This window comes from Mycobacterium sp. IDUB_19 (assembly GCF_055419445.1).
In genome coordinates this window covers 1-19,239 of sequence record NZ_JBVAXR010000002.1, presented here as the reverse complement: position 1 = coordinate 19,239, position 19,239 = coordinate 1, and the positions used below count along the sequence as shown (strand labels likewise).

At 65.0% G+C, this 19,239-nt stretch carries 18 protein-coding genes; 10 read left to right on the top strand and 8 right to left on the bottom strand.

The window, feature by feature from the left end:
• Nucleotides 1-56 precede the first annotated feature (56 nt).
• Nucleotides 57-1,277 (bottom strand): cytochrome P450, encoded by a 1,221-nt coding sequence (locus ACZY0B_RS02585; RefSeq protein ID WP_463762633.1) that lies wholly within the window; start codon nucleotides 1,275-1,277, stop codon nucleotides 57-59.
• Between the two features lie 11 nt (nucleotides 1,278-1,288).
• Nucleotides 1,289-2,311, bottom strand: a complete 1,023-nt coding sequence (locus tag ACZY0B_RS02580) for an LLM class F420-dependent oxidoreductase (protein ID WP_463762409.1) — start codon at nucleotides 2,309-2,311, stop codon at nucleotides 1,289-1,291.
• A gap of 86 nt (nucleotides 2,312-2,397) precedes the next feature.
• Between ACZY0B_RS02580 and ACZY0B_RS02575 the strand changes: the two genes are divergently transcribed.
• Nucleotides 2,398-3,894, top strand: a complete 1,497-nt coding sequence (locus ACZY0B_RS02575) for an acyl-CoA carboxylase subunit beta (RefSeq protein WP_463762408.1) — start codon at nucleotides 2,398-2,400, stop codon at nucleotides 3,892-3,894.
• 77 nt (nucleotides 3,895-3,971) lie between these two features.
• Here ACZY0B_RS02575 and ACZY0B_RS02570 read toward each other — a convergent pair whose 3' ends face one another.
• From ACZY0B_RS02570 to ACZY0B_RS02550, 5 genes are read right to left on the bottom strand one after another with little or no spacing between them, the layout of a single operon-like run.
• Nucleotides 3,972-5,015, bottom strand: coding sequence for a TIGR03857 family LLM class F420-dependent oxidoreductase (locus ACZY0B_RS02570; RefSeq protein ID WP_463762407.1), 1,044 nt, complete (start codon nucleotides 5,013-5,015; stop codon nucleotides 3,972-3,974).
• Nucleotides 5,012-5,392 carry an ester cyclase gene (locus tag ACZY0B_RS02565; protein WP_463762406.1) on the bottom strand — a complete coding sequence of 127 codons (381 nt, stop codon included), beginning with the start codon at nucleotides 5,390-5,392 and terminating at the stop codon, nucleotides 5,012-5,014. The genes ACZY0B_RS02570 and ACZY0B_RS02565 overlap by 4 nt, the downstream gene beginning before the upstream one ends.
• On the bottom strand, nucleotides 5,389-6,501 hold the full coding sequence (locus ACZY0B_RS02560; protein ID WP_463762405.1) for an alpha/beta hydrolase: 1,113 nt from the start codon (nucleotides 6,499-6,501) through the stop codon (nucleotides 5,389-5,391). Before ACZY0B_RS02560 ends, ACZY0B_RS02565 begins: the two co-directional genes overlap by 4 nt.
• 19 nt (nucleotides 6,502-6,520) lie before the next feature.
• On the bottom strand, nucleotides 6,521-8,161 hold the full coding sequence (locus ACZY0B_RS02555) for a flavin-containing monooxygenase (protein WP_463762404.1): 1,641 nt from the start codon (nucleotides 8,159-8,161) through the stop codon (nucleotides 6,521-6,523).
• Nucleotides 8,151-8,615, bottom strand: a complete 465-nt coding sequence (locus tag ACZY0B_RS02550) for a nuclear transport factor 2 family protein (protein WP_463762403.1) — start codon at nucleotides 8,613-8,615, stop codon at nucleotides 8,151-8,153. The genes ACZY0B_RS02555 and ACZY0B_RS02550 overlap by 11 nt, the downstream gene beginning before the upstream one ends.
• A gap of 98 nt (nucleotides 8,616-8,713) precedes the next feature.
• Between ACZY0B_RS02550 and ACZY0B_RS02545 the strand changes: the two genes are divergently transcribed.
• The 6 genes from ACZY0B_RS02545 to ACZY0B_RS02520 are packed head-to-tail and all read left to right on the top strand — an operon-like array spanning nucleotide 8,714 to nucleotide 13,961.
• The gene (locus ACZY0B_RS02545) at nucleotides 8,714-9,724 is read left to right on the top strand and encodes a Rieske 2Fe-2S domain-containing protein (RefSeq protein WP_463762402.1); all 1,011 of its coding nucleotides are present in this window, start codon (nucleotides 8,714-8,716) and stop codon (nucleotides 9,722-9,724) included.
• The gene (locus tag ACZY0B_RS02540; RefSeq protein ID WP_463762401.1) at nucleotides 9,721-10,356 is read left to right on the top strand and encodes a cysteine hydrolase family protein; all 636 of its coding nucleotides are present in this window, start codon (nucleotides 9,721-9,723) and stop codon (nucleotides 10,354-10,356) included. Before ACZY0B_RS02545 ends, ACZY0B_RS02540 begins: the two co-directional genes overlap by 4 nt.
• The gene (locus ACZY0B_RS02535) at nucleotides 10,353-10,982 is read left to right on the top strand and encodes a PaaI family thioesterase (RefSeq protein WP_463762400.1); all 630 of its coding nucleotides are present in this window, start codon (nucleotides 10,353-10,355) and stop codon (nucleotides 10,980-10,982) included. The genes ACZY0B_RS02540 and ACZY0B_RS02535 overlap by 4 nt, the downstream gene beginning before the upstream one ends.
• 8 nt (nucleotides 10,983-10,990) lie before the next feature.
• Nucleotides 10,991-12,643, top strand: coding sequence for an acyl-CoA synthetase (locus tag ACZY0B_RS02530; protein WP_463762399.1), 1,653 nt, complete (start codon nucleotides 10,991-10,993; stop codon nucleotides 12,641-12,643).
• 17 nt (nucleotides 12,644-12,660) lie between these two features.
• Nucleotides 12,661-13,137, top strand: a complete 477-nt coding sequence (locus ACZY0B_RS02525) for an SRPBCC family protein (RefSeq protein ID WP_463762398.1) — start codon at nucleotides 12,661-12,663, stop codon at nucleotides 13,135-13,137.
• On the top strand, nucleotides 13,134-13,961 hold the full coding sequence (locus ACZY0B_RS02520; protein WP_463762397.1) for an SDR family NAD(P)-dependent oxidoreductase: 828 nt from the start codon (nucleotides 13,134-13,136) through the stop codon (nucleotides 13,959-13,961). Before ACZY0B_RS02525 ends, ACZY0B_RS02520 begins: the two co-directional genes overlap by 4 nt.
• Here the strand turns inward: ACZY0B_RS02520 and ACZY0B_RS02515 are convergent.
• Nucleotides 13,958-15,448, bottom strand: a complete 1,491-nt coding sequence (locus tag ACZY0B_RS02515) for a coniferyl aldehyde dehydrogenase (RefSeq protein ID WP_463762396.1) — start codon at nucleotides 15,446-15,448, stop codon at nucleotides 13,958-13,960. The genes ACZY0B_RS02520 and ACZY0B_RS02515 overlap by 4 nt on opposite strands.
• A gap of 138 nt (nucleotides 15,449-15,586) precedes the next feature.
• Here ACZY0B_RS02515 and ACZY0B_RS02510 point away from each other — a divergent pair, with 138 nt between their 5' ends.
• The 3 genes from ACZY0B_RS02510 to ACZY0B_RS02500 all read left to right on the top strand — a co-directional run.
• Complete coding sequence (locus ACZY0B_RS02510; RefSeq protein ID WP_463762394.1) at nucleotides 15,587-16,792, top strand: cytochrome P450; 1,206 nt, start codon at nucleotides 15,587-15,589, stop codon at nucleotides 16,790-16,792.
• A gap of 68 nt (nucleotides 16,793-16,860) precedes the next feature.
• The gene (locus ACZY0B_RS02505) at nucleotides 16,861-18,078 is read left to right on the top strand and encodes a CaiB/BaiF CoA transferase family protein (RefSeq protein ID WP_463762632.1); all 1,218 of its coding nucleotides are present in this window, start codon (nucleotides 16,861-16,863) and stop codon (nucleotides 18,076-18,078) included.
• Between the two features lie 76 nt (nucleotides 18,079-18,154).
• A partial coding sequence (locus ACZY0B_RS02500) for a thiolase family protein (protein ID WP_463762393.1) occupies nucleotides 18,155-19,239 on the top strand: 1,085 nt, incomplete at its 3' end.

Sequence of the window (19,239 nt, the reverse complement as noted above, 5' to 3'; positions counted from 1 at the left end):
GTGCCCAAACACAACGGCATCGAAAGGCGATCTCCAGGAGTGCCGGCGGAGCCGACTCAGACCAGCGAGTAGCGCACCGGCAGGTGCTTGAGGCCGCCGACGAACGTCGTCGCCACCAACTCCGGATCACCGTTCAGCTCAATCGATTTGAGCCTGGGCAGCAGCTCGGAGAAAAAGCTGTTGACTTCCATCCGGGCCAGGGCCGCACCCATGCAGAAGTGCACGCCGTAACCGAAGGCGAGGTGCTTGTTGGGGTCTCGCCCGACGTCGAAGCGGAACGGGTCGGAGAAGACATCCTCGTCGCGGTTGGCCGACACATAGGACAGCAGCAGGGAATCCCCCGCCGCGATAGGTACCCCGCGCACGGTGGTGTCCTCGTTGGCAGTCCGCATGAACTCCTTGACCGGGGTGACCCAACGGATCATCTCCTCGGTGGCCAACGGCATCAGGTCGAGATTGTCCCGCAGGCGCTCGAGCTGGTCCGGATTATCGATGAGTGCCTGCAGGCCACCGGAGATGGTCGCACTGGTGGTGTCATGACCGGCGGTGGCCACGATCAGGTAATAGGACACGGTGTCGATGTCGGACAGCGGTTCGCCGTCGACGCGGGCATTGGCGATCGCCGAGGCGAGATCCTCGGTCGGATGCTCACGGCGCGCCTCGGTCACGCCGTTGAAATACTGAAACATGTCGAGCAACGCGGGGATCTGATCCTCATTCGAGCTGCCGCGTTTGAATTCGGAGTCGTCGCTGCCGAACAGCTCCTGGGTGAGCTTGAGCATGCGAGCGAAGTCGGCTTCCGGGATGCCCAGCAGCGACATGATCACGTACAGCGGGTAGTTCACCGCGACCTGCTGGACGAAGTCGCATTCGGGGCCGACGGCCAGCATCTTGTCGACGTAGATTTTGGCGAGTTCGTCGACTCGCATCTTCAACGCGCGCATGGCCTTTGGGCGAAACCAGTCGGATCCGATCGCACGCACGACCCGGTGTTGCGGGTCGTCCAGGTGGATCAATGTGCGCACGCCGGCGGCGGCCTGCAGCTCGTCGCCCTCGACCGTGGTGAGCACCGGCCGCGGCCAGTTGGTGAAGAGCATGTTCTCGCGTTCGATGTCCATGATGTCGGCGTGTTTGGTGATCGCCCAGAACGGCTTGTAGTCCGGCACCTCGACCCGTGACACCGGTGCGGTGGCGCGCAGGTGAGCCAGCGCCGCGTGCAGCCGCTTCTCGTCGGTGTACGCCAACGGATCTGCCAACAACCTTCCGGCGTCGTCCATCGTCGTTGTGCTCACTGGCGAAACTCCTTCATTGCGGCGGTAACACAGGGCTGGGAGGCGTTGAAAAATATCGGCAGCACGCGGTCGACCACGCCCTCGCAACGGTCTTTGAGGGCGGCACCGACTTTGTCCACGGGGCCGACGACCGCGAAAGCCGCGAGGATTTCGTCGTCGATCAGCGATCCCATGGCGTCCCATTCGCCCTGCTTGGACAGCCGATTCAGCTCGGTGTGCAGGTCGCCCCAACCGTGCAGGTCGAGCACTTTGCGGTAAGCGGGCGTGGATCCGTAGAAGGCGATCTGCTTGCGCGTGGCCGTCATTGCGGCCGCGACCTCGGCGTCGTTCTCGCCGGTCGCCACCATTACCTCACACGAGACCTCGAAGTCGGCGCGGTCGCGGCCGCTGCGCCCCATGCCGCGCAGCAGTGCCGGCATCGTCACCTCGTTGAGGTAGCGCTTCGAGACCATCGGATGGCCCAGGTGGCCGTCGGCGACCTCGCCACACATCTCGGTCATCACTTCGCCGACCGCGGCGATGAACACCTTCGGCACGGAGTACGGGTGCGGCTCCGGGCTGAACATCGGCGTCATGATCTTGTGCGTGTAGAAGTCGCCCTCGAAACTCAGCTTGGCGTCGCCGTTCCAGGCGGACCAGATGGCATGCAACGCGGAGACGAATTCGCGCATCCGGGGCGCCGGATGACTCCACGGCATGCTGAATCGCTTCTCGATGTGGGGCTGGATCTGGGTGCCGAGGCCGAGGATGAAGCGGCCTTGTGAATACGCCTGCAAGTCCCAGGCGACATTGGCCACGATCATCGGATTGCGCGCGAACGCCACCGCGATGTTGGTGCCGAGTTCGAGTCGCGTCGTGTGTTCGGCGGCCAGCAGCAGCGGCAGAAACGGGTCGTGACTGGTTTCGGCCGTCCAGCCGCCGTCGTATCCGTGTTGTTCCAGGTTGCCGACTGCGTCAACGACGCGTTCGAGTCGATTCGGGATGCCGCCGTCGATCTTGAGGCGGGGGCCGTTACCCATGCGGGTAACTTTACAGTAAGCAATCCAGTATGTGACCCTGCTGGTCTGGGCGCGCGACCATCTCCGCACGAAGGTAGGAAAGAAGCATGACAAAACCCCCGGATTGGGAGGAGACGCTCGAGGACCTCGACCGTCGCCGTCAGCACGCGTGGGGCATGGGTGGTCCCGAGCGGCTCGACAAACACCGCGGCAAGGGCAAGCTCGACGCCCGCACGCGCATTGCACGACTCCTCGATCCGGGCACCTTCCGCGAAATCGGCACGCTCGTCGGCGGCGACATCGCGGCCGACGGGCTCGTCGTCGGTTCCGGTTCGATCAACGGTTCGCCGGTGATGTTGGGCGCGGAGGACTTCACCACCCTGGCCGGCAGCATCGGTCCCGGCGGCAACTCCAAGCGATACCGCATCGCCGAACTGGCGCTTCGGGACAAGGTCCCGCTGGTGATGCTGCTAGAGGGTGCCGGCTTCCGTCCCGGCGGCGGGCACTACGGTCGCACGCCCACCGACCTGCTCGCCCAGGCACAGTGCTCGGGCAAGGTGCCGACCGTCGCCGCGGTACTCGGCCCCTCGGCCGGACATGGCGCCCTGGTGGCGCCCGTGTGCGACTTCCGGATCATGAGCCGGCAGGGCGCGATCTTCACCGCAGGGCCTCCCGTCGTCAAAGAGTCGACCGGAGAGGACATTTCGAAGGAAGACCTCGGGGGCCCCGTCACCGCACTGCCGAGTGGGGTGATCCACAACGTCGCCGAAGACGACGAAGCGGTGATCGCCGACATCCGCCGCTACCTGTCCTACTTTCCGCCCAGCGCGTGGTCGTACCCGGCAGCATTGCCGCAGGACGAGGACAGTGACCCGCGTGCGACACCGGAGCTGCTCGACATCGTGTCCCGCGACAACCGCCGCGTCTACGACATGCGCGCCGTGCTCGACGTGGTCTTCGATCGGCCCGACTGGTTCGAAGTCCAGCCGCAGTACGGCAAGGCGATCATCTGCGCGCTGGCCCACCTCGGTGGCCACCCCGTGGCGGTTGTCGCGAATCAGCCCAACGTGCTCGCCGGCTCGATCGACGCCGACGCCGCGGACAAAGCGGCGCACTTCATCATGGTGGCCGACTCATTCCACCTGCCCATCGTCTTCTTCGCAGACAATCCCGGCATGCTGCCCGGCAGCCGGTCCGAGCGCAGCGGGGTGCTGCGCGCCGGCGCGCGAATGTTCGCCGCCCAAACCGCGGCCACCACGGTGAAGCTGCACGTGACGTTGCGCAAGGCGTACGGGTTCGGCTCGATGGTCATGTCGCTGCTGGGTTTCGACAGCCAGTCGGCGACCTTCGCCTACCCGGGCGCCACGATGGGTGCCATGAGCGCGGCCGCGCTGGGCCGGGCGACGCACGCCGGCGAGGACGTCACAGCGAAGTTGCGTGACGCCGAGTTGCAGGCTTCCTATCGCTCGGCCGAACACATGGGATTCGACGAACTCATCGATCCGCGCGAGACGCGCGACGCCTTACTGGCTTCGCTGCTTCGCAGTCTGTCGGCACGGCAGGCCGTCGCCGAGCCGGTGAGCCGGACCCTGATTTTGCCGTGATTCGTGCCGCGAAAGTGTAACTAGCGACGGCGCTTCTCGGGAAATACGTCGGTAGTTGCACTCTCGCGCGTTAGGAGCTAATCCCCCGCCCGGTAGGCCGCGACGACCGGCTCCAGCTCGTCGGGGGTCGCGCCGTGCATGATCACCGCGTCGGCCCCGTACTCGAATTCCTTGCGGATGCGATCCGCACACTGCTGGGACGAGCCGGTGGCCGACGGCGCCAGCCACTCGTCGGGAATCAGCGTCGCGATGTGCTCGATCTGCGCTGGCGTGGCCTTGTGATCGATGCCGCCGGCGATCGAGGTCACCACCGAGTCTGCCCGGAAGCGTTCCAGCACAGCGGGATCCCAGTTGTTGGTCTTCACCATCAGATCGCCGTACCCCTGCAGATAGGTGGCCAGCCGGGCGACGGTCTTCTTCAGGCGCAACTCTTCGGGAAGGTGGTCGCCGACCGTGGCGAAGCACGACCACACCCGCACACTGTCGGGGTCGCGGCCCGCTTTCTCCGCCGCGGATTTGACGGTTTTGACGCAGCGCTGCAACGTCTCCGGCGTGAAGTAGGTGTGCAGGATGACGTCGTCGAACGCTCGGCCACCGAGTTCGAGGGTGTTGGGCCCGAACGCCACCAGCGCCAATCGAATGTCTTCGTTGAAGGCTGGGTCGAGAAACAGGATGGGGTATTTGCCCATCGGGCCCTCGTGGTTGAAGATCACTTCGCCGTGCCACAGTCGGCGCATGACGTCGGCCCAGTCCTCCATCTGTGCGGTCGTAACGGCCGGTATGCCGAAGGCGCCGTAGATCGCGGCGATGCCACGCCCGATGCCCAGCGTGAACCGCCCCCGGGAGAGCCGGTGCATCGTGGTCGCCCACGATCCGGTGATCAGCGGGTGCCGGGTGTTGTGATTGGTTGCGGCGGTGGCGATCTGCATCCGGCTGGTCACCGCGCAGGCCGCGCCGACGAGAGACGACGCTTCCTTGACGTTCCAGCGCTCGGAGATGAACGCGGTGCCGAAGCCCAGCTCCTCGCCGCGGCGAGCCTCATCCATCAACGTCGCCGGGCCCTCCCCGCCGGCCCCGGCCAGCAGGTAGTAGCCCAATTCGTCGAGCACGCGATCAGTCAATTCCAAACTCCCTGGTGGTAGCCGCAATTCCAGACTTCGGTGATCCGGCCGGCAACGACACGGAACACTTCGATGCTGGCGATGTGAGTTTCGCTGCCATCGCCGGTAGTGATGGTCGAGTCGTAGACGATGGCGACATGCTCGCCGTCCTCGTTCGCAATGACGACGTTCAGGTCGAAGTGCAGTGACTGCACTTGCTGCCACATATCCGAAACCCGGGCAACGGCCTGGGCGTGGGTCAGCGTTCGCGCCTCACCGACCTCGTGCCGGATAACCTTGTCCCCCAACAACTCCTCGGCCAGTTCGATGTTGCATTCATTCCAGACCACGAGGTTGTACAGTTCGACGACTTCGCGCGCCGTCCGGGTGGCCATCATGGCGAGGTCACCTCGCGCAGGAATCGCTCGGATACTTTCTGTACGCGGCGGGAGAAGATGTGGCCCACGTGGCTGCCGTCATACCAGTACAGTTGCCCGCCCCAGCGCTCCTGCAACGCGTCGGTGGGCTCGCGCATGGCCATGCGATCGTGCCACGCCCCAACGATGAGCCGGTGCTGCGGCGGCGGCGCCGGGTCGACCTTCAGCGGATCGATCACCGACGTCAGCTGTGCGACCACCGGGGATCCCAGCAGATCCCGGAAGGCGTCGCGCGCCGACCCCCAACGCGACAGGTGCCGAGCGATCATCGCGTTGAGACCCAGAATCGGCGTGTACAGCGCAACCGCGTCGATTTGCCGCTCCAGGTGCGAAACCAGCGCGGCGACCGGAGTGCCCATCGAAATGCCGGACACCACAACGGCACTGGCTTGTGGCTGCGCCCAGCGCACCACGGCGCGCACCTCCGACACCGAGCGCATCATGCCCGCGACGTTGCCCAGTGGATCCATGTCCGGATAGGCCGGCCATTCGCGGCGCCGGCACCCGTGGCCCGGCTGCACCGGCATCGCGACGTTGAACCCCAGCGTGTGGTGGATATGCCCGATGCGAGACAGCAACAGATCTTCGGTGCCACCCTGGCCGGCTCCGTGCACCCAGATCAGCCACGGCCGGGGACCGTCGCGGTGGCGGCACAGGTGCACCACGGCCCTGGCCGGGCCGCTCAGGCCTGCGGCCGCCAGCGTCTCCGGCAGCTGCGGGTCGTGCTCGAACGTCATCCGCTCGTAGGCCAGTCGACCGATACGGTGGCGCCGTATCGACGTCGCCTGCAAGGGCTTTGGCGCGGCGTGCGCGCCGTCGATGCCCAGCGCCGACAATTGCTCGGCGGCCGGCGCGCAGGCGTCCAGCGGCCGCACATCTTTGGTCAGGTTCCCGCTCAGCAGCGAAAAGCCGCTCAGGACAAGTTCGTCGAGCATGACCTCGCCGAACTGGCGCACTCCCCGTGGTGACGCCGGGACCCAGCCCGTCGACTCGTTGAGGCCGGCCACCGTGCGCGGCAGCACCATGCCGAGTTCACGGCCGATATCCAACCCGCGCGTCGCCAATGACATGCCGCTCACCTTAAACCAGTTAGGCCAGCTTGAAGCCGGTGTATCCGCCGGCGGCGATTTCGTCGCAGCGGCGCCGATATTCGGGGATTCCACCGGTATAGCCCATGTACATCCGCTTCTTGCCAGGCACATTGCCCCCGTTGTACCAAGAGTTGCAAGACGAGTGAACCAGCACGGTCGCTGCGACGAGCGACGTGGCGTGATCGATCCACTCCTGTTGCGCGGTGGCCACCGCCTCGATGGTGCGGAATCCGTTGTCGCGCAGATACGTGATGCAATCGCTGATCCACTCCACATGCTGCTCCAGCGCAGCGACGAAGTTGCTGGCGGGGCTCGGGCCGCCCGGTCCCTGGATGGTGAACAAGTTCGGGAAGCCGGCAACAGCCAACCCCAGATAGGACAGCGGCCCCTCGCTGGCCCAGAACTCGCCAAGCGACATCGCGTTGCGACCGCGGACATCGATACGGCTCAGCGCGCCGGTCATCGCATCGAACCCGGTTGCGTAGACGATCACGTCGAGTTCGTACTCATCGCATTGGGTGCGGATGCCGGTCGGTGTCACCTCGCGGATCGGCGACTTCCGCAGGTCGACGAGAGTGACGTTGTCCCGGTTGAACGTCTCGTAGTAACCCTGGTCGATGATCGGTCGCTTACACGCAAACGGATGGACGGGCACCAGCGAAGCCGCTGTTTCCGGATCTTTGACAATCCGGGCCACCGCTTCGCCGTACAGCTTGGCGGCCATCCGATTGGCTTCGATGTCGAAGAAGATATCGCCCCAACTCAATGCGCCCAATATGCCGTTCTCCTCGATCGCGCGCAATTGTTCTTCGCGCGAGGCCGACTTCAGGGCCGGCTTGCCGAGCATCTCCAGCAGTACCGAGAACGCGCTCAGTCGGGCCGCCCCGATCGGGTGTTCGCGCTGGGCCGCTCGGATCTCGCTGTAGCGGCCTTTCATCTCGTCGAGCTCGCCGGGCTCGAATTGGTGCACCCGCCACGGCAGGGTGTACGTCGGTGAGCGCTGAAACACCGCGAGCTGCAAGGCTTCCTGGGCCACGACCGGAATCAACTGAACTCCGGTGGAGCCGGTGCCGATGACACCGACCCGCTTTCCGGTGAGGTCGAAGCCCCCCTTCGGCCAGCGACTGGTGAACAGCGACGCCCCGGCGAATGTCGCCATTCCCGGGATGTCCGGCTCCAGCGGCACCGACAGGATGCCGGAGGCGGCGACGACGAACGGGGCCCGGAAAGTCTGCGAGGTCTCGCCGGATTCGGTGCGCACCAGCCAGACCGCGGCCTCTTCGTCGAACTCCATCGCGACGACCTTGGTGTGGAACGCAATATCGCGACGCAGGTCCAACCGGTCCGCGACGAAATTCAGGTACGCCTCGATCTCGGGTTGGGCGGGCATCGACTCCGTCCAGACCCATTCCTGCTGAATCTCTTCGGAGAAGCTGTAGGAGTACTCGATACTTTCGATATCACATCGCGCACCGGGGTAACGGTTGAACAGCCAGGTGCCCCCGACGTTTTCGGCCATCTCCAGCACTCGGGTCCGTATTCCCAGCCATCGCAGCCGATGCAGCATGTACAGGCCGGAGAATCCGGCGCCGATCACCAGCGCGTCGAAATGTGTTGCTTCATCACCGTCAATCGCCATTGCTACCGCTTATCCTCAGGATCGTTCGTGTCAGGTGCAGGCTCTTGATCCGCCAGGAGCCGTCTTTCTTGTCGTAGATCTCGTGGTAGTGACCCGCGCCGTGCATCTCGCGGCCGTCACCGAAGATGAGTAGGTCCTCCATCGCCCAGATGCCGGTGGCGGTGGTGGCTGAGGTGAGGGTCAGCTCCGGGGTGTGGCAATGGTGCATGGTCGCCACCCCCACCAGACCACCGAGCACGGTGGGGACGAAGTTGTCGACACCCTCGATCGGCGGAGCCGTCATCGGGTCGGCGCCGCCCGCAGAAACCGCCATGTCCAGGGTGACCACCACGTCGGCGGTGAACACGCCGCGCCAGGATTCGACGTCTTTGGTGTCCAGAAATCGGCAGTAACGCGCCTTCAGTTTCCGAAGCTCTTCCAGCTCATCAGCCACCGAGACAACCGCTTGCGTCATCACGCTCCTTGCCGCGCCCTGGACGAACTTCAGACGACCTGCTGAAATCTATACTGTAACGGACTTAGTATGAGCGAAACTACTACGGGAGGGCAGGCGTGAGGGTCCCTTTCACCTGGAAAGTCACCGGATGGTTCATGGTCGGGTGGTCGCCGGAATTCCCCATGGGCGAGGTCCGGCCCCTGCAGTATTTCGGTGAGGATCTCGTCGCCTATCGCGACGAGTCCGGCGAGCTGCACGTTCTGGAAGCACACTGCAAACACCTCGGCGCCCACATCGGCCACGGCGGCAGGGTGGTCGGCGACTGCGTCGAGTGCCCCTTCCACGGCTGGCGCTGGGGCCCGGACGGCACCAACCGGTACATCCCCTATCAGCCGGACCGCCCCAACCGGGCGCTACGGCTGAGGTCGTATCCCGTCCAGGAGCAATACGACTGCGTGTTCATCTGGCATCACCCCGACGGCAAGGAGCCGCAGTGGGAGATGCCGGACATCTTCAGAAAGTTCCCGCAGTTCGAGACCGATCCGGCGAGCTACTACCGGGCGTATCCGGAGTTCTCCCGGCGCGCGGAGCGCGAACCCGTGCATCCCCAGATCGTGGCGGAAAACGCCCCCGACAGCGCCCATTTCGAGTACGTCCACCACGCGACCGTGACGCCGCGGGTGCTGGACTGGAAGATCGTCGACCAAGAATGGCAATTCATCGCGGGCTGGCCGGATGCGCGCAGCGACAATCCAGAAGACCTCGCGCTGCGGTTCCACAGCCATCTGTTCGGACTCGGCGGGGCGATCAGCGTCTTCGAGGGCGCGCAGAACCACCGCCTGATCTTCACGTGCACACCGGTCGACGACGAGTGCTCGGACCTGTTTTATTCGATCTGGTGGCCACGAATCCCCGGCGACGACTCCGACGTGCCCGACGGCAAGCTGCGCGACCTGATCGAAAAGCAGTTCCTGTCCACCGTCTTCGACGACCTGGAAATCTGGCGCTACCAGAAGTACGTGGAACGCCCGGCACTGTCCAAAGTCGACGCGAAAGGCTATATGGCACTGCGAAAATGGGCGACGCAGTTCTATGACGTCCCACCCGAAGTCACCGCGTCTGCATGAATCCCAAACTTGCCGGCATCGTGGCGCCCGAGCACACCGCGATCATCACCCAGGAATGCCAGGGCGCGGTCATCGGCCCGCACGCGGGATTGGCGGCACTGGCCGAGGAAGCCCGCCGGGAGGCGCTGCCCAACATCGTGCGGCTGTTGCCGGCGGCGCGGGCGGCCGGCGTCCATGTGGTGCACTGCCTGGTGCAGCGGCGCCCCGACGGACTCGGCTCCAACCACAATGCCAAGATCTTCGCGCTCGGACGCGGTGAGGTCGACATCCTTCCCGGCACACCCGGAGCGACGCTGCTGCCCGAGTTAGGCCCTGCGCCAACAGATCTGGTGCTGAGCAGATGGCACGGCGTAGGACCGATGGGCGGCACCGACCTGGACGCGGTGCTGCGTAACCTCGGGGTGTCAACGGTCGTCGTGGTCGGTGTGTCGCTGAACATCGCGATACCCAACGTCGTGATGGATGCGGTCAACGCCGCCTATCGCGTTGTCATCCCCTCCGATGCCGTAGCGGGCATCCCCACCGAGTACGGTGCAGCGATGATCGCCAACACGCTTTCGCTGCTGGCAACGATCACCACGACCGACGATCTGCTCCAGACGTGGCAACAGCAGGCGCAAGGATCCCCATGACCGACACCGCCGACGCGGCGCCCGGAACCCGCGGCGGGTTCCCGCAAGTCTCTCCGGTCGAAAACGCGCCTCCCGAACTGGGCCGTTTCGCCGCCGCGATGCGCCGTTTGCAGGACCTCACGGTGTCCACCAACCCGGACAGCTCGATATGGGCGACGGCCGCCCAGCACGTCGAAAATGCCTGCGCTTTACTCGACGGCCACCAGGCTGCAGAGCACGTGGCACCCGCCGGCCGCGTCCTCGAACTGCCCGGACTGGGCCATCCCTTATTGCCCCCGTGGACCCTGACGGAACCCGGGCCAGACGGCGTCACGATGGAAGGACACTTCACCCGATCCCACGTGGGCGGCAACAACGCCGTGCACGGCGGCATGATCCCGCTGTTCTACGACTGGCTGTTAGGGATGGTGGTTTCCACCGCGGGCATTCGCCCGACCCGCACCGCCTACCTACACGTCGACTACCGCAAGATCACCCCGATCGACGAACCATTGGTCGCGAAAGGCCGCATCACCAATGCCGACGGCAGGAAAGTCTTCATCTCCGCGACGATGACCGCGGCCGACGGATCGCTGCTCAGCGAAGCCAACGGTCTGATGGTCCGTCTACTCCCCCACCAGCCGTGAGAGGCGCAATGTCAGACACCGCAACACAATTCACGGTCCCCGCCGTCGCCCAGGCCGTCGCGGCCACGATCGGCGACCGGGACCTGCTGGTCCAGGGTGATCAGCGATTCAGCTACGCGCGGATCATCGAGCGGTCTAACCGTCTCGCCGCATACCTGCACTCCCGGGGACTCGGCTGCCACACCGAACGCTCCGCCCTCGCCGGCCATGAGGTGGGCCAGGACCTGCTCGGGCTGTACGCCTACAACGGAAACGAATTCGTCGAGTCGTTGCTCGGCGCGTTCCAGGCGAGAGTGGCTCCCTTCAACGTCAACTTCCGCTACGTCAAAAGCGAGCTGCAGTATCTGCTCGCGGATTCGGGTGCGACCGCGCTGGTCTACCACGCCGCGTTCGCACCGCGGGTGGCCGAAGTCCTGCCCGAGCTTCCGCGGCTGCGCGTGTTGATCCAGATCGCCGACGACTCCGGCAACGACTTAGTCCACGGCGCAGTCGATTACGACCGCATCATCGGTTCCAGTCCGTCGCAGCCGCCAGCGGTGCAGCACTCCCCCGACGACCTGTATGTCCTGTACACGGGTGGCACCACGGGAATGCCGAAGGGTGTGCTGTGGCGCCAGCACGACATCTTCATGACATCCTTCGGCGGCCGTAATCTGATGACCGGCGAGCCCTCCAGCTCGGTCGACGAGATCGCGGCGCGGGTCGCCGACAGCGTCGGCACCAAGTTGATGATCTTGCCGCCGCTGATCCACGGTGCGGCGCAGTGGAGTGTGATGACCGCGCTGACCACCGGGCAAACCGTCGTCTTCCCTTCGGTCGTCGACCATTTGGACGCCGAGGACGTGGTCCGCACCATCGAGCGCGAGCGGGTATCCGTGGTGACGGTGGTCGGCGACGCGATGGCCCGCCCGTTACTCGCCGCCATCGAGAAGGGCATCGCCGACGTGTCGTCGCTGGCCGTGATCGCCAACGGCGGCGCGTTGCTGACCCCGTTCGTCAAGCAGCGCTTGATCGAAGCCCTGCCGAATGCCGTCGTCGTCGACGGAGTCGGATCCTCGGAGACCGGGGCGCAGATGCATCACATGTCGGCGTCCGGGGCGGTGTCGACCGGCACCTTCAACGCCGGCCCGGACACGTTTGTGGCAGCCGAGGATCTGACGTCGATCCTGCCGCCGGGCCACGACGGAATGGGCTGGCTGGCCCAGCGCGGCTACGTTCCGCTCGGGTACAAAGGCGATGCGGCCAAGACCGCCGCGACATTCCCGGTCATCGGCGACGTGCGGTACGCGGTGCCCGGCGATCGGGCCCGGCATCGCGAGGACGGCAGCATCGAATTGCTGGGCCGCGATTCGGTGACGATCAACTCCGGCGGCGAGAAGATCTTCGTCGAGGAGGTCGAAACCGCGCTCGCGTCGCATCCCGCGGTGGCCGATGTAGTGGTCGCGGGACGGCCCAGCGAGCGTTGGGGTCAGGAGGTCGTCGCCGTCGTCGCGCTCGCCGAAGGAGCGCACGCCGACACCGATGACCTGATTGCCCACGCCGCGCAATCGCTGGCTCGCTACAAACTTCCGAAGGCGATCGTGTTTCGCCCCGTCATCGAGCGCAGTCCGTCGGGCAAAGCCGATTACCGGTGGGCCCGCGAGCAAGCCGTGAGCGACTGACACCGCAGGGGCACCAGATGGCACTGCTGGCTAAGGACGAGACGCTGAGCGCGTCGATCGAACTGCGAGCCTCCGCCGAGGAGATCTACACGGTCATCTCGGACGTCACGCGGATCCCTGAATGGAGCCCGGAGACCCGCCGCGCCCAGTGGTTGGGGCCGGACCGTTTTCAGGCATGGAACCGCCGCCGGCTTGGCCGCTGGCGCACGGATGCCAATGTCGTCGACGCCATTCCGGGACAGAGGTTTTCGTTCGTGGTTCAGGTCCTGGGCGGGGACTGGACACAGTGGACATATGTGATCGAACCGGGCACTACGGCCGAGACAACGCGTCTGACCGAGGTGTTCACCATGTGCGTTGCATTGCCTTTCTCAGTCGCGCTTTTCGAACGTCTCGCCCTGTTCGTGTGGGACCGCCGGACCGACCTGCAACGCAACCTTGAAATCTCAGTCGACCGGATCCGCAGCATCGTCGAAGCGGGAGTAAGAGCGTGAAGTACCAGGATCGTATCGCCGTCGTCACCGGTGCCGGGTCCGGAATCGGCCGGGCCCTGACTCACGCCCTGACTCAGGACGGGGCGCACGTCGCGGCGTCCGACATCGACAAGACGAGTCTGGCCGAAACCCAAGCAATGTGCCGGTCCGGCCAGGTGACCACCTATCAAGTCGACGTCGCCGACCGCGAGGCGGTATGCGGGTACGCCGACGACGTACGCCGCGACCTTGGGCCCGCCTCGATGCTGTTCAACAACGCCGGGGTCGACCTGTTCGCCAGCGTGGCAGACATGTCCTGGAAAGACTTTGACTGGCTCGTCGGCATCAACATCGGTGGCGTGGTCAGCGGGACCAAGGCCTTCCTGCCGCAGCTGATCGAGTCCGGCTCTCGGGACCGGCCCGCGCGGTTGGTCAATCTTTCCAGTGCGTTCGGTCTGATCGCGGTCCCCTACCAAGGCGCTTACAGCACTTCGAAATTCGCGGTGCGCGGCTTCACCGAGGCACTGCGCCAGGAGATGATCATGGAGCGGCATCCGGTGACCGTGCATTGCGTGCACCCGGGGGTCGTGCGCACCAACTTCGGGACGAACATGCGCACCGCGGACACCGAGGATCCCGAAGTCGCGGCGAAATACTTTGGCCGGATGGCACTCACGTCGCCCGAAAAAGCCGCTCGGGCCATACTGCGGGGAGCCGAGAAAAACCGCCCCAGAATCCTCATCGGGCCGGACGGGCGTGCGATGGCGGCGATGCCCCGTCTCCTGGGTGTCCGATACACCGACATGATGGCGTACGCGGCGAGGCTGAATCCCAACGCCCGCTAGGCGACCGGGCCGCCCTTGAGCCGGCGACGGGTACGAGCCCGCGTCATGCGCATCATCGCGTCGGCGTACATCCGCATCGACTTCCCGAACGGCGGGGCAGCGCTGCCGGTGACGCTGAACGGCAGGTCGCTTCCCACCACCGAGCGGTGATGGCTGAACGCGTCGAAGCCGGCCTTGCCGTGATAGGCGCCCATCCCGCTGCGACCCACACCCCCGAATGGCGCGGCCGACGGAATCATCTGCGCGGCAAAGTCGTTGCGGGCGACGCCACCGCTGCGGGTGTTACCGATGAAGTTGCGGAAGTCGGCGTCGTCGGGTCCAAACCAGTAGGCCACCAGCGGCGCCGGCCGCTGATTGATGTAGTCGATGGCCTCGCCCAGGCGGGAATATCCCTTGACGACCAGGACCGGTCCGAAGATTTCTTCGCTGGCGATCCTCATCCGGTCGTCGATGTCGCGGACGATGGTGGGCGCGATCTTGCGGGTACCGCGGTCGGGCAATAGCTCCCCTTCCGGCGCAACGGTTTCCACGGTGGCGCCGTTGACCCGCGCGTCTTCGATCAGACCCACGACCCGGTCGAAATTGGCCTGATTGACACTCGAGCAGTAGTCGTTGTTGGCAACGATGTTGGGGAACATGTCGCGCAGCGTCTCGCGCGCGACGCCGACGAACGTGTCGATCTGGTCGTCGGGCACGAAGACGTAGTCGGGGCACACGCATACCTGTCCCCCGTTGACCATCCGGCCCTGCGCGATCCGGGCGGCGGATCGGCGGATGTTGGCAGCGGGTGCGACGACGACCGGGTTCTTGCCGCCGAGCTCCAGCGTCACCGGAACCAGGTTCTGCGCGGCCGCCCGTTGCACCAAGGCGCCGACCGAGGGTGATCCGGTGAAGAACAGATGATCGAACGGCAGCGTCGAGAAGACCGCGGCAACGTCCGGGCCGCCGGTGACGATGGCGAGTTCGTCGCGATCGAAGTAGTTCGGCGCGGTCGCCTTCATCAACTCGGCGGTGTGGGAGGTGATCTCGGACATCTTGATCATCACCCGGTTGCCCGCGGCGAACGCGGTCGCGGCCGGCAAGATCACCAGATTGAGCGGGAAGTTCCACGGGCCGATGATTCCCACCACGCCGAGCGGCGACGGCTGAACCTCGGCACGCAGCCCGAACAGCCCCGCCGCGCGCATCAGCTTGGTCGCCCGCATCCATTGAGCTACATGAGATCTCGTGTGCTCGATCACCGAGATCATGCCGATGACCTCGGTGAACAATGTTGCCGCCTTGGACCGGGTGCCAAAATCGGTGGCCATGGCGTCGATAAACGCGTCGGTGTTGTCGAGAACGAGCGCCATCAGCCGGTCGATGCGGTTGCGTCGCAGCGCCAGGGACGGTAGTCCGTCGGCGACGAAGGCCCGGCGCTGCCCGGCCAGGATCGCGCCCAAGTCCGCCCGTTGCTGTTCGACCGTGCGTTCATCGAGTGTGCTCATTGTGACCTCGCTAGACGCCCGCTGCTTCTCACGACGGTGCTGATGGTAAACCCATATTGTCTACTGTAATAATTACAGTACGATCTTACGTAAAGACCGCCCGTTCGTGCTGAGATGCGGAAGATGCTGGAGATTTAGGTGACGACCAACGTTCACACCGCCGGCACCGGCGACCAAACCGTCGATCTGCGTGACCCGTACCCGTACTTCGCGCACAAGCGTCGCCAGTCGGGCGTCTTCCGCGGGACGGTGATGGATTACACCAAGACGCCCGAGGCCATGCTGCCCAAGAACGAGTTCTCCGCGGTGTCGTTCAACGCGGTCAACACGGTGTTCCGCGAAGGGCGGGTATTCAGCTCCAAGCCGTACGACAAGACCATCGGCCTGTTCATGGGTCCAACCATCCTGGCGATGGAGGGCAAGAAGCACCGCGAGCACCGCAACCTGGTGTCGGCGGCATTCAAATCCAAGGCGCTGGCACGGTGGGAGCCGGCCATCGTGCGGCCGATCTGCAACGCGTTGATCGACGAGTTCATCGAGACCGGCCGAGCGGACCTGGTCCGGAACTTCACCTTCGAATTCCCCACTCGGGTCATCGCCCGGCTATTGGGGCTGCCGGACGAAGACGTGCCGATGTTCCACAAGCGGGCCGTGCAGTTGATCAGCTACCACGTGAACTACGAGAAAGCGTTCGAGGCGTCGGCGGCGCTGAAGGACTACTTCGTCGAGCAGATTGAGCAGCGCAAGTCCAAGCCCACCGAGGACATCATCGGCGATCTGGTCAGCGCCGAGATCGATGGCGAAAAGCTCAGCGACGAAGCCATCTACTCGTTCCTGCGGCTGCTGCTGCCCGCCGGACTGGAAACCACCTACCGGTCCTCGGGGAACCTGCTGTATCTGTTGCTCACTCATCCCGAACAGTTCGCCGCGGTACAGGCCGACCACCAGCTGATCGGTCAGGCGATCGAGGAAGGCCTGCGCTTCGAGACGCCGCTGACCACCGTGCAGCGATTCACCACCGAGGACACCGAACTGGAAGGCGTGACGATTCCGGCGCGCTCCGTGGTCGGCGTGTGCATCGGGTCCGCCAATCGCGACGAGGCGCGCTGGGAGCGGTCGGAAGAGTTCGACATCTTCCGCAAGTCCACGCCGCACATTTCTTTCGCCGCCGGTGAGCACACCTGCCTGGGTCTGCACCTGGCGCGGCTGGAGACTCGCGTCGCGACCGAAAGCCTGCTCAGCCGATTGACCAACTTCAACCTGCTCACCGATGACGACCCGCACATCCATGGTCAGCCCTTCCGATCGCCGACCGCGCTTCCCGTGACGTTCGACGCCAAGTAGCGTCCGCGGTAGTTCTTCAAACATGCGGCCGGAAAAAGACGGAGTTGGTGGGAGAAATGGTCAAGGTAATGCAGGGCTTTCGAGTCCTCGAGCTTGCGCAGTTCACGTTCGTCCCGGCGGCGGGCGCGATCCTCGCCGACTGGGGCGCGGACGTCATCAAGGTCGAACACCCCGCGCGCGGTGACACCCAGCGTGGCTTCCTGAACATGGGAGGTATCCAGGTCAATCCGGACCGACACCCGCTGATGGAGCATCCCAACCGGGGCAAGCGCAGCGTGGGGATCGACGTATCCACGCCCGGCGGCCAGGAAGTGATCTACGAACTCGCTAAGACTTCGGATGTCTTTCTGACCAACTACAAGCCCGACCAGCGACAAAAGCACAAGTTCGACGTGGAGCACATTCGTGCGGTGAATCCGAACATCGTCTACGCCCGCGGCTCGGCTTACGGCGACAAAGGCGCCGAGCGCAACGTCGGCGGCTACGACGGCACAGCGTTCTGGACACGCAGCGGCATCGGGTACGCACTGACCCCGGAAGAGCTGGGTGGCGCACTGGGACAAGGAATTCCCGCGTTCGGCGATTCCATCGGTGGCATGTTCATCGCCGGCGGCATCTCGGCCGCGTTATTGCATCGCGAGCGCACCGGGGAGGCAGTCGAACTCGACGTGTCGCTGTTGAGCACCGCCTGGTGGGCCGCGGGCGCCAGCATGACGCAGGGCATGGAGACCGGCGAGGTCATGCGCAGCCCGATGCCGGGTTCCGCCACCGCGATGTCGGTGAATCCGTTCATGGGCAATTACGAAACCTCAGATGGCGGCACGATCAACCTGTGCATCATCAGCCCGACGGGCCTGATCCGCGACACCTTCGAGCACCTCGGCATCCCCGAGGCCGCCGACGATCCTCGCTTCTCCGAGGTGCTCCCATTGATCCAGAATGCCAATGCGGCCGCCGAGTTGATCGCGAAAGCCTTCGCCGCCAAGCCCTTTGAGTACTGGCGTCAGCACCTGAAGTCGATGAAGGGTCAGTGGGCGCCGTTCCAGAGCCTGATCGACCTGGCGAACGACGAACAGGCCATCGCCAACGACATGATCGTCGAAGTCGAGGTTGCTGCGGGTGGTGCACCGTTCAAAGTCGTCCGCGGTCCGGTCCAGTTCAACCACGAGCCGCTGGTGACAACGCGGGCGCCGCAGGCGTCCGAGCACACCGAGATCGTCTTGATGGAGATCGGCATGGATTGGGACCGCATCGAAGAACTCAAGAACGCAGGAGCCATTGCATGAATCGCGCCGGCGACGATGCAGAGCAGGGAAGCGATGTGGGGGCACCTCCCGCTTGCGGGGGAGAGGAGTGGCGCGCATGAATGACGTCGCGATCATCGGAGTGGGTTTGCACCCCTTCGGCCGGTTCGAGGGCAAGTCAGCGATGCAGATGGGCGTCGACGCCATCCTCGCCGCGGTCGCCGACGCCGGTATCGCCTGGCAGGACGTCCAGTTCGCGACCGGTGGTAGCTGGACGGTGGCCAACCCGGACGCCATCGTCGGCATGGTGGGACTGACCGGTATCCCGTTCACCAACGTGTTCAACGCGTGCGCCACGGCGGCCAGTGCGGTCAAGGCCTGTGCCGACGGAATCCGGTTGGGCGACTACGACATCGGCATCGCCATCGGCTTGGACAAACATCCCCGCGGGGCGTTCACCGAAGACCCGGCGCTGGTGGGCATGCCGCGCTGGTATGCGGAGAACGGGCAATACCTGACCACCCAGTTCTTCGGCATGAAAGCCAACCGATACCTGCACGACCACAACATTTCGCACGAGACGCTGGCCAAGGTCGCCGCCAAGAACTTCCGCAACGGAGCCCTCAATCCCAATGCATTCCGGCGTAAGCCGATCTCCGAAGAAGACATCCTCAACTCGACCATGCTCAACTACCCGCTGACTCAGTACATGTTCTGCGCACCCGACGAAGGCGCCGCGGCGGCGGTGATGTGCCGTGCCGACATCGCGCACCGCTACAACTCCAAACCCGTGTATCTGCGGGCGGTGGAGGTCCGCACCCGGCGCTACGGCGCGTACGAGGTCAACACCACCTGCGCGCCGGTCGAAGAGGATGTGGCGCCAACGGTTTACGCCGCCCATACCGCGTTCGAGAAGGCCGGTGTGGCCCCCGGCGACGTCGACGTGATCCAGTTGCAGGACACCGATGCCGGTGCCGAGATCATTCACATGGCCGAGTGCGGATTCTGCGCGGACGGCGACCAGGAGAAGCTACTCGCCGACGGCGCCACCGAGATCAGCGGCCCGATGCCGGTCAACACCGACGGCGGGCTGATCGCCAACGGCGAGCCCATCGGCGCGTCCGGGCTGCGGCAGATCCACGAAATCGTTCGCCAACTGCGCGGTGAAGCCGGCGATCGCCAGGTGCCCGGGAGCCCGAAGGT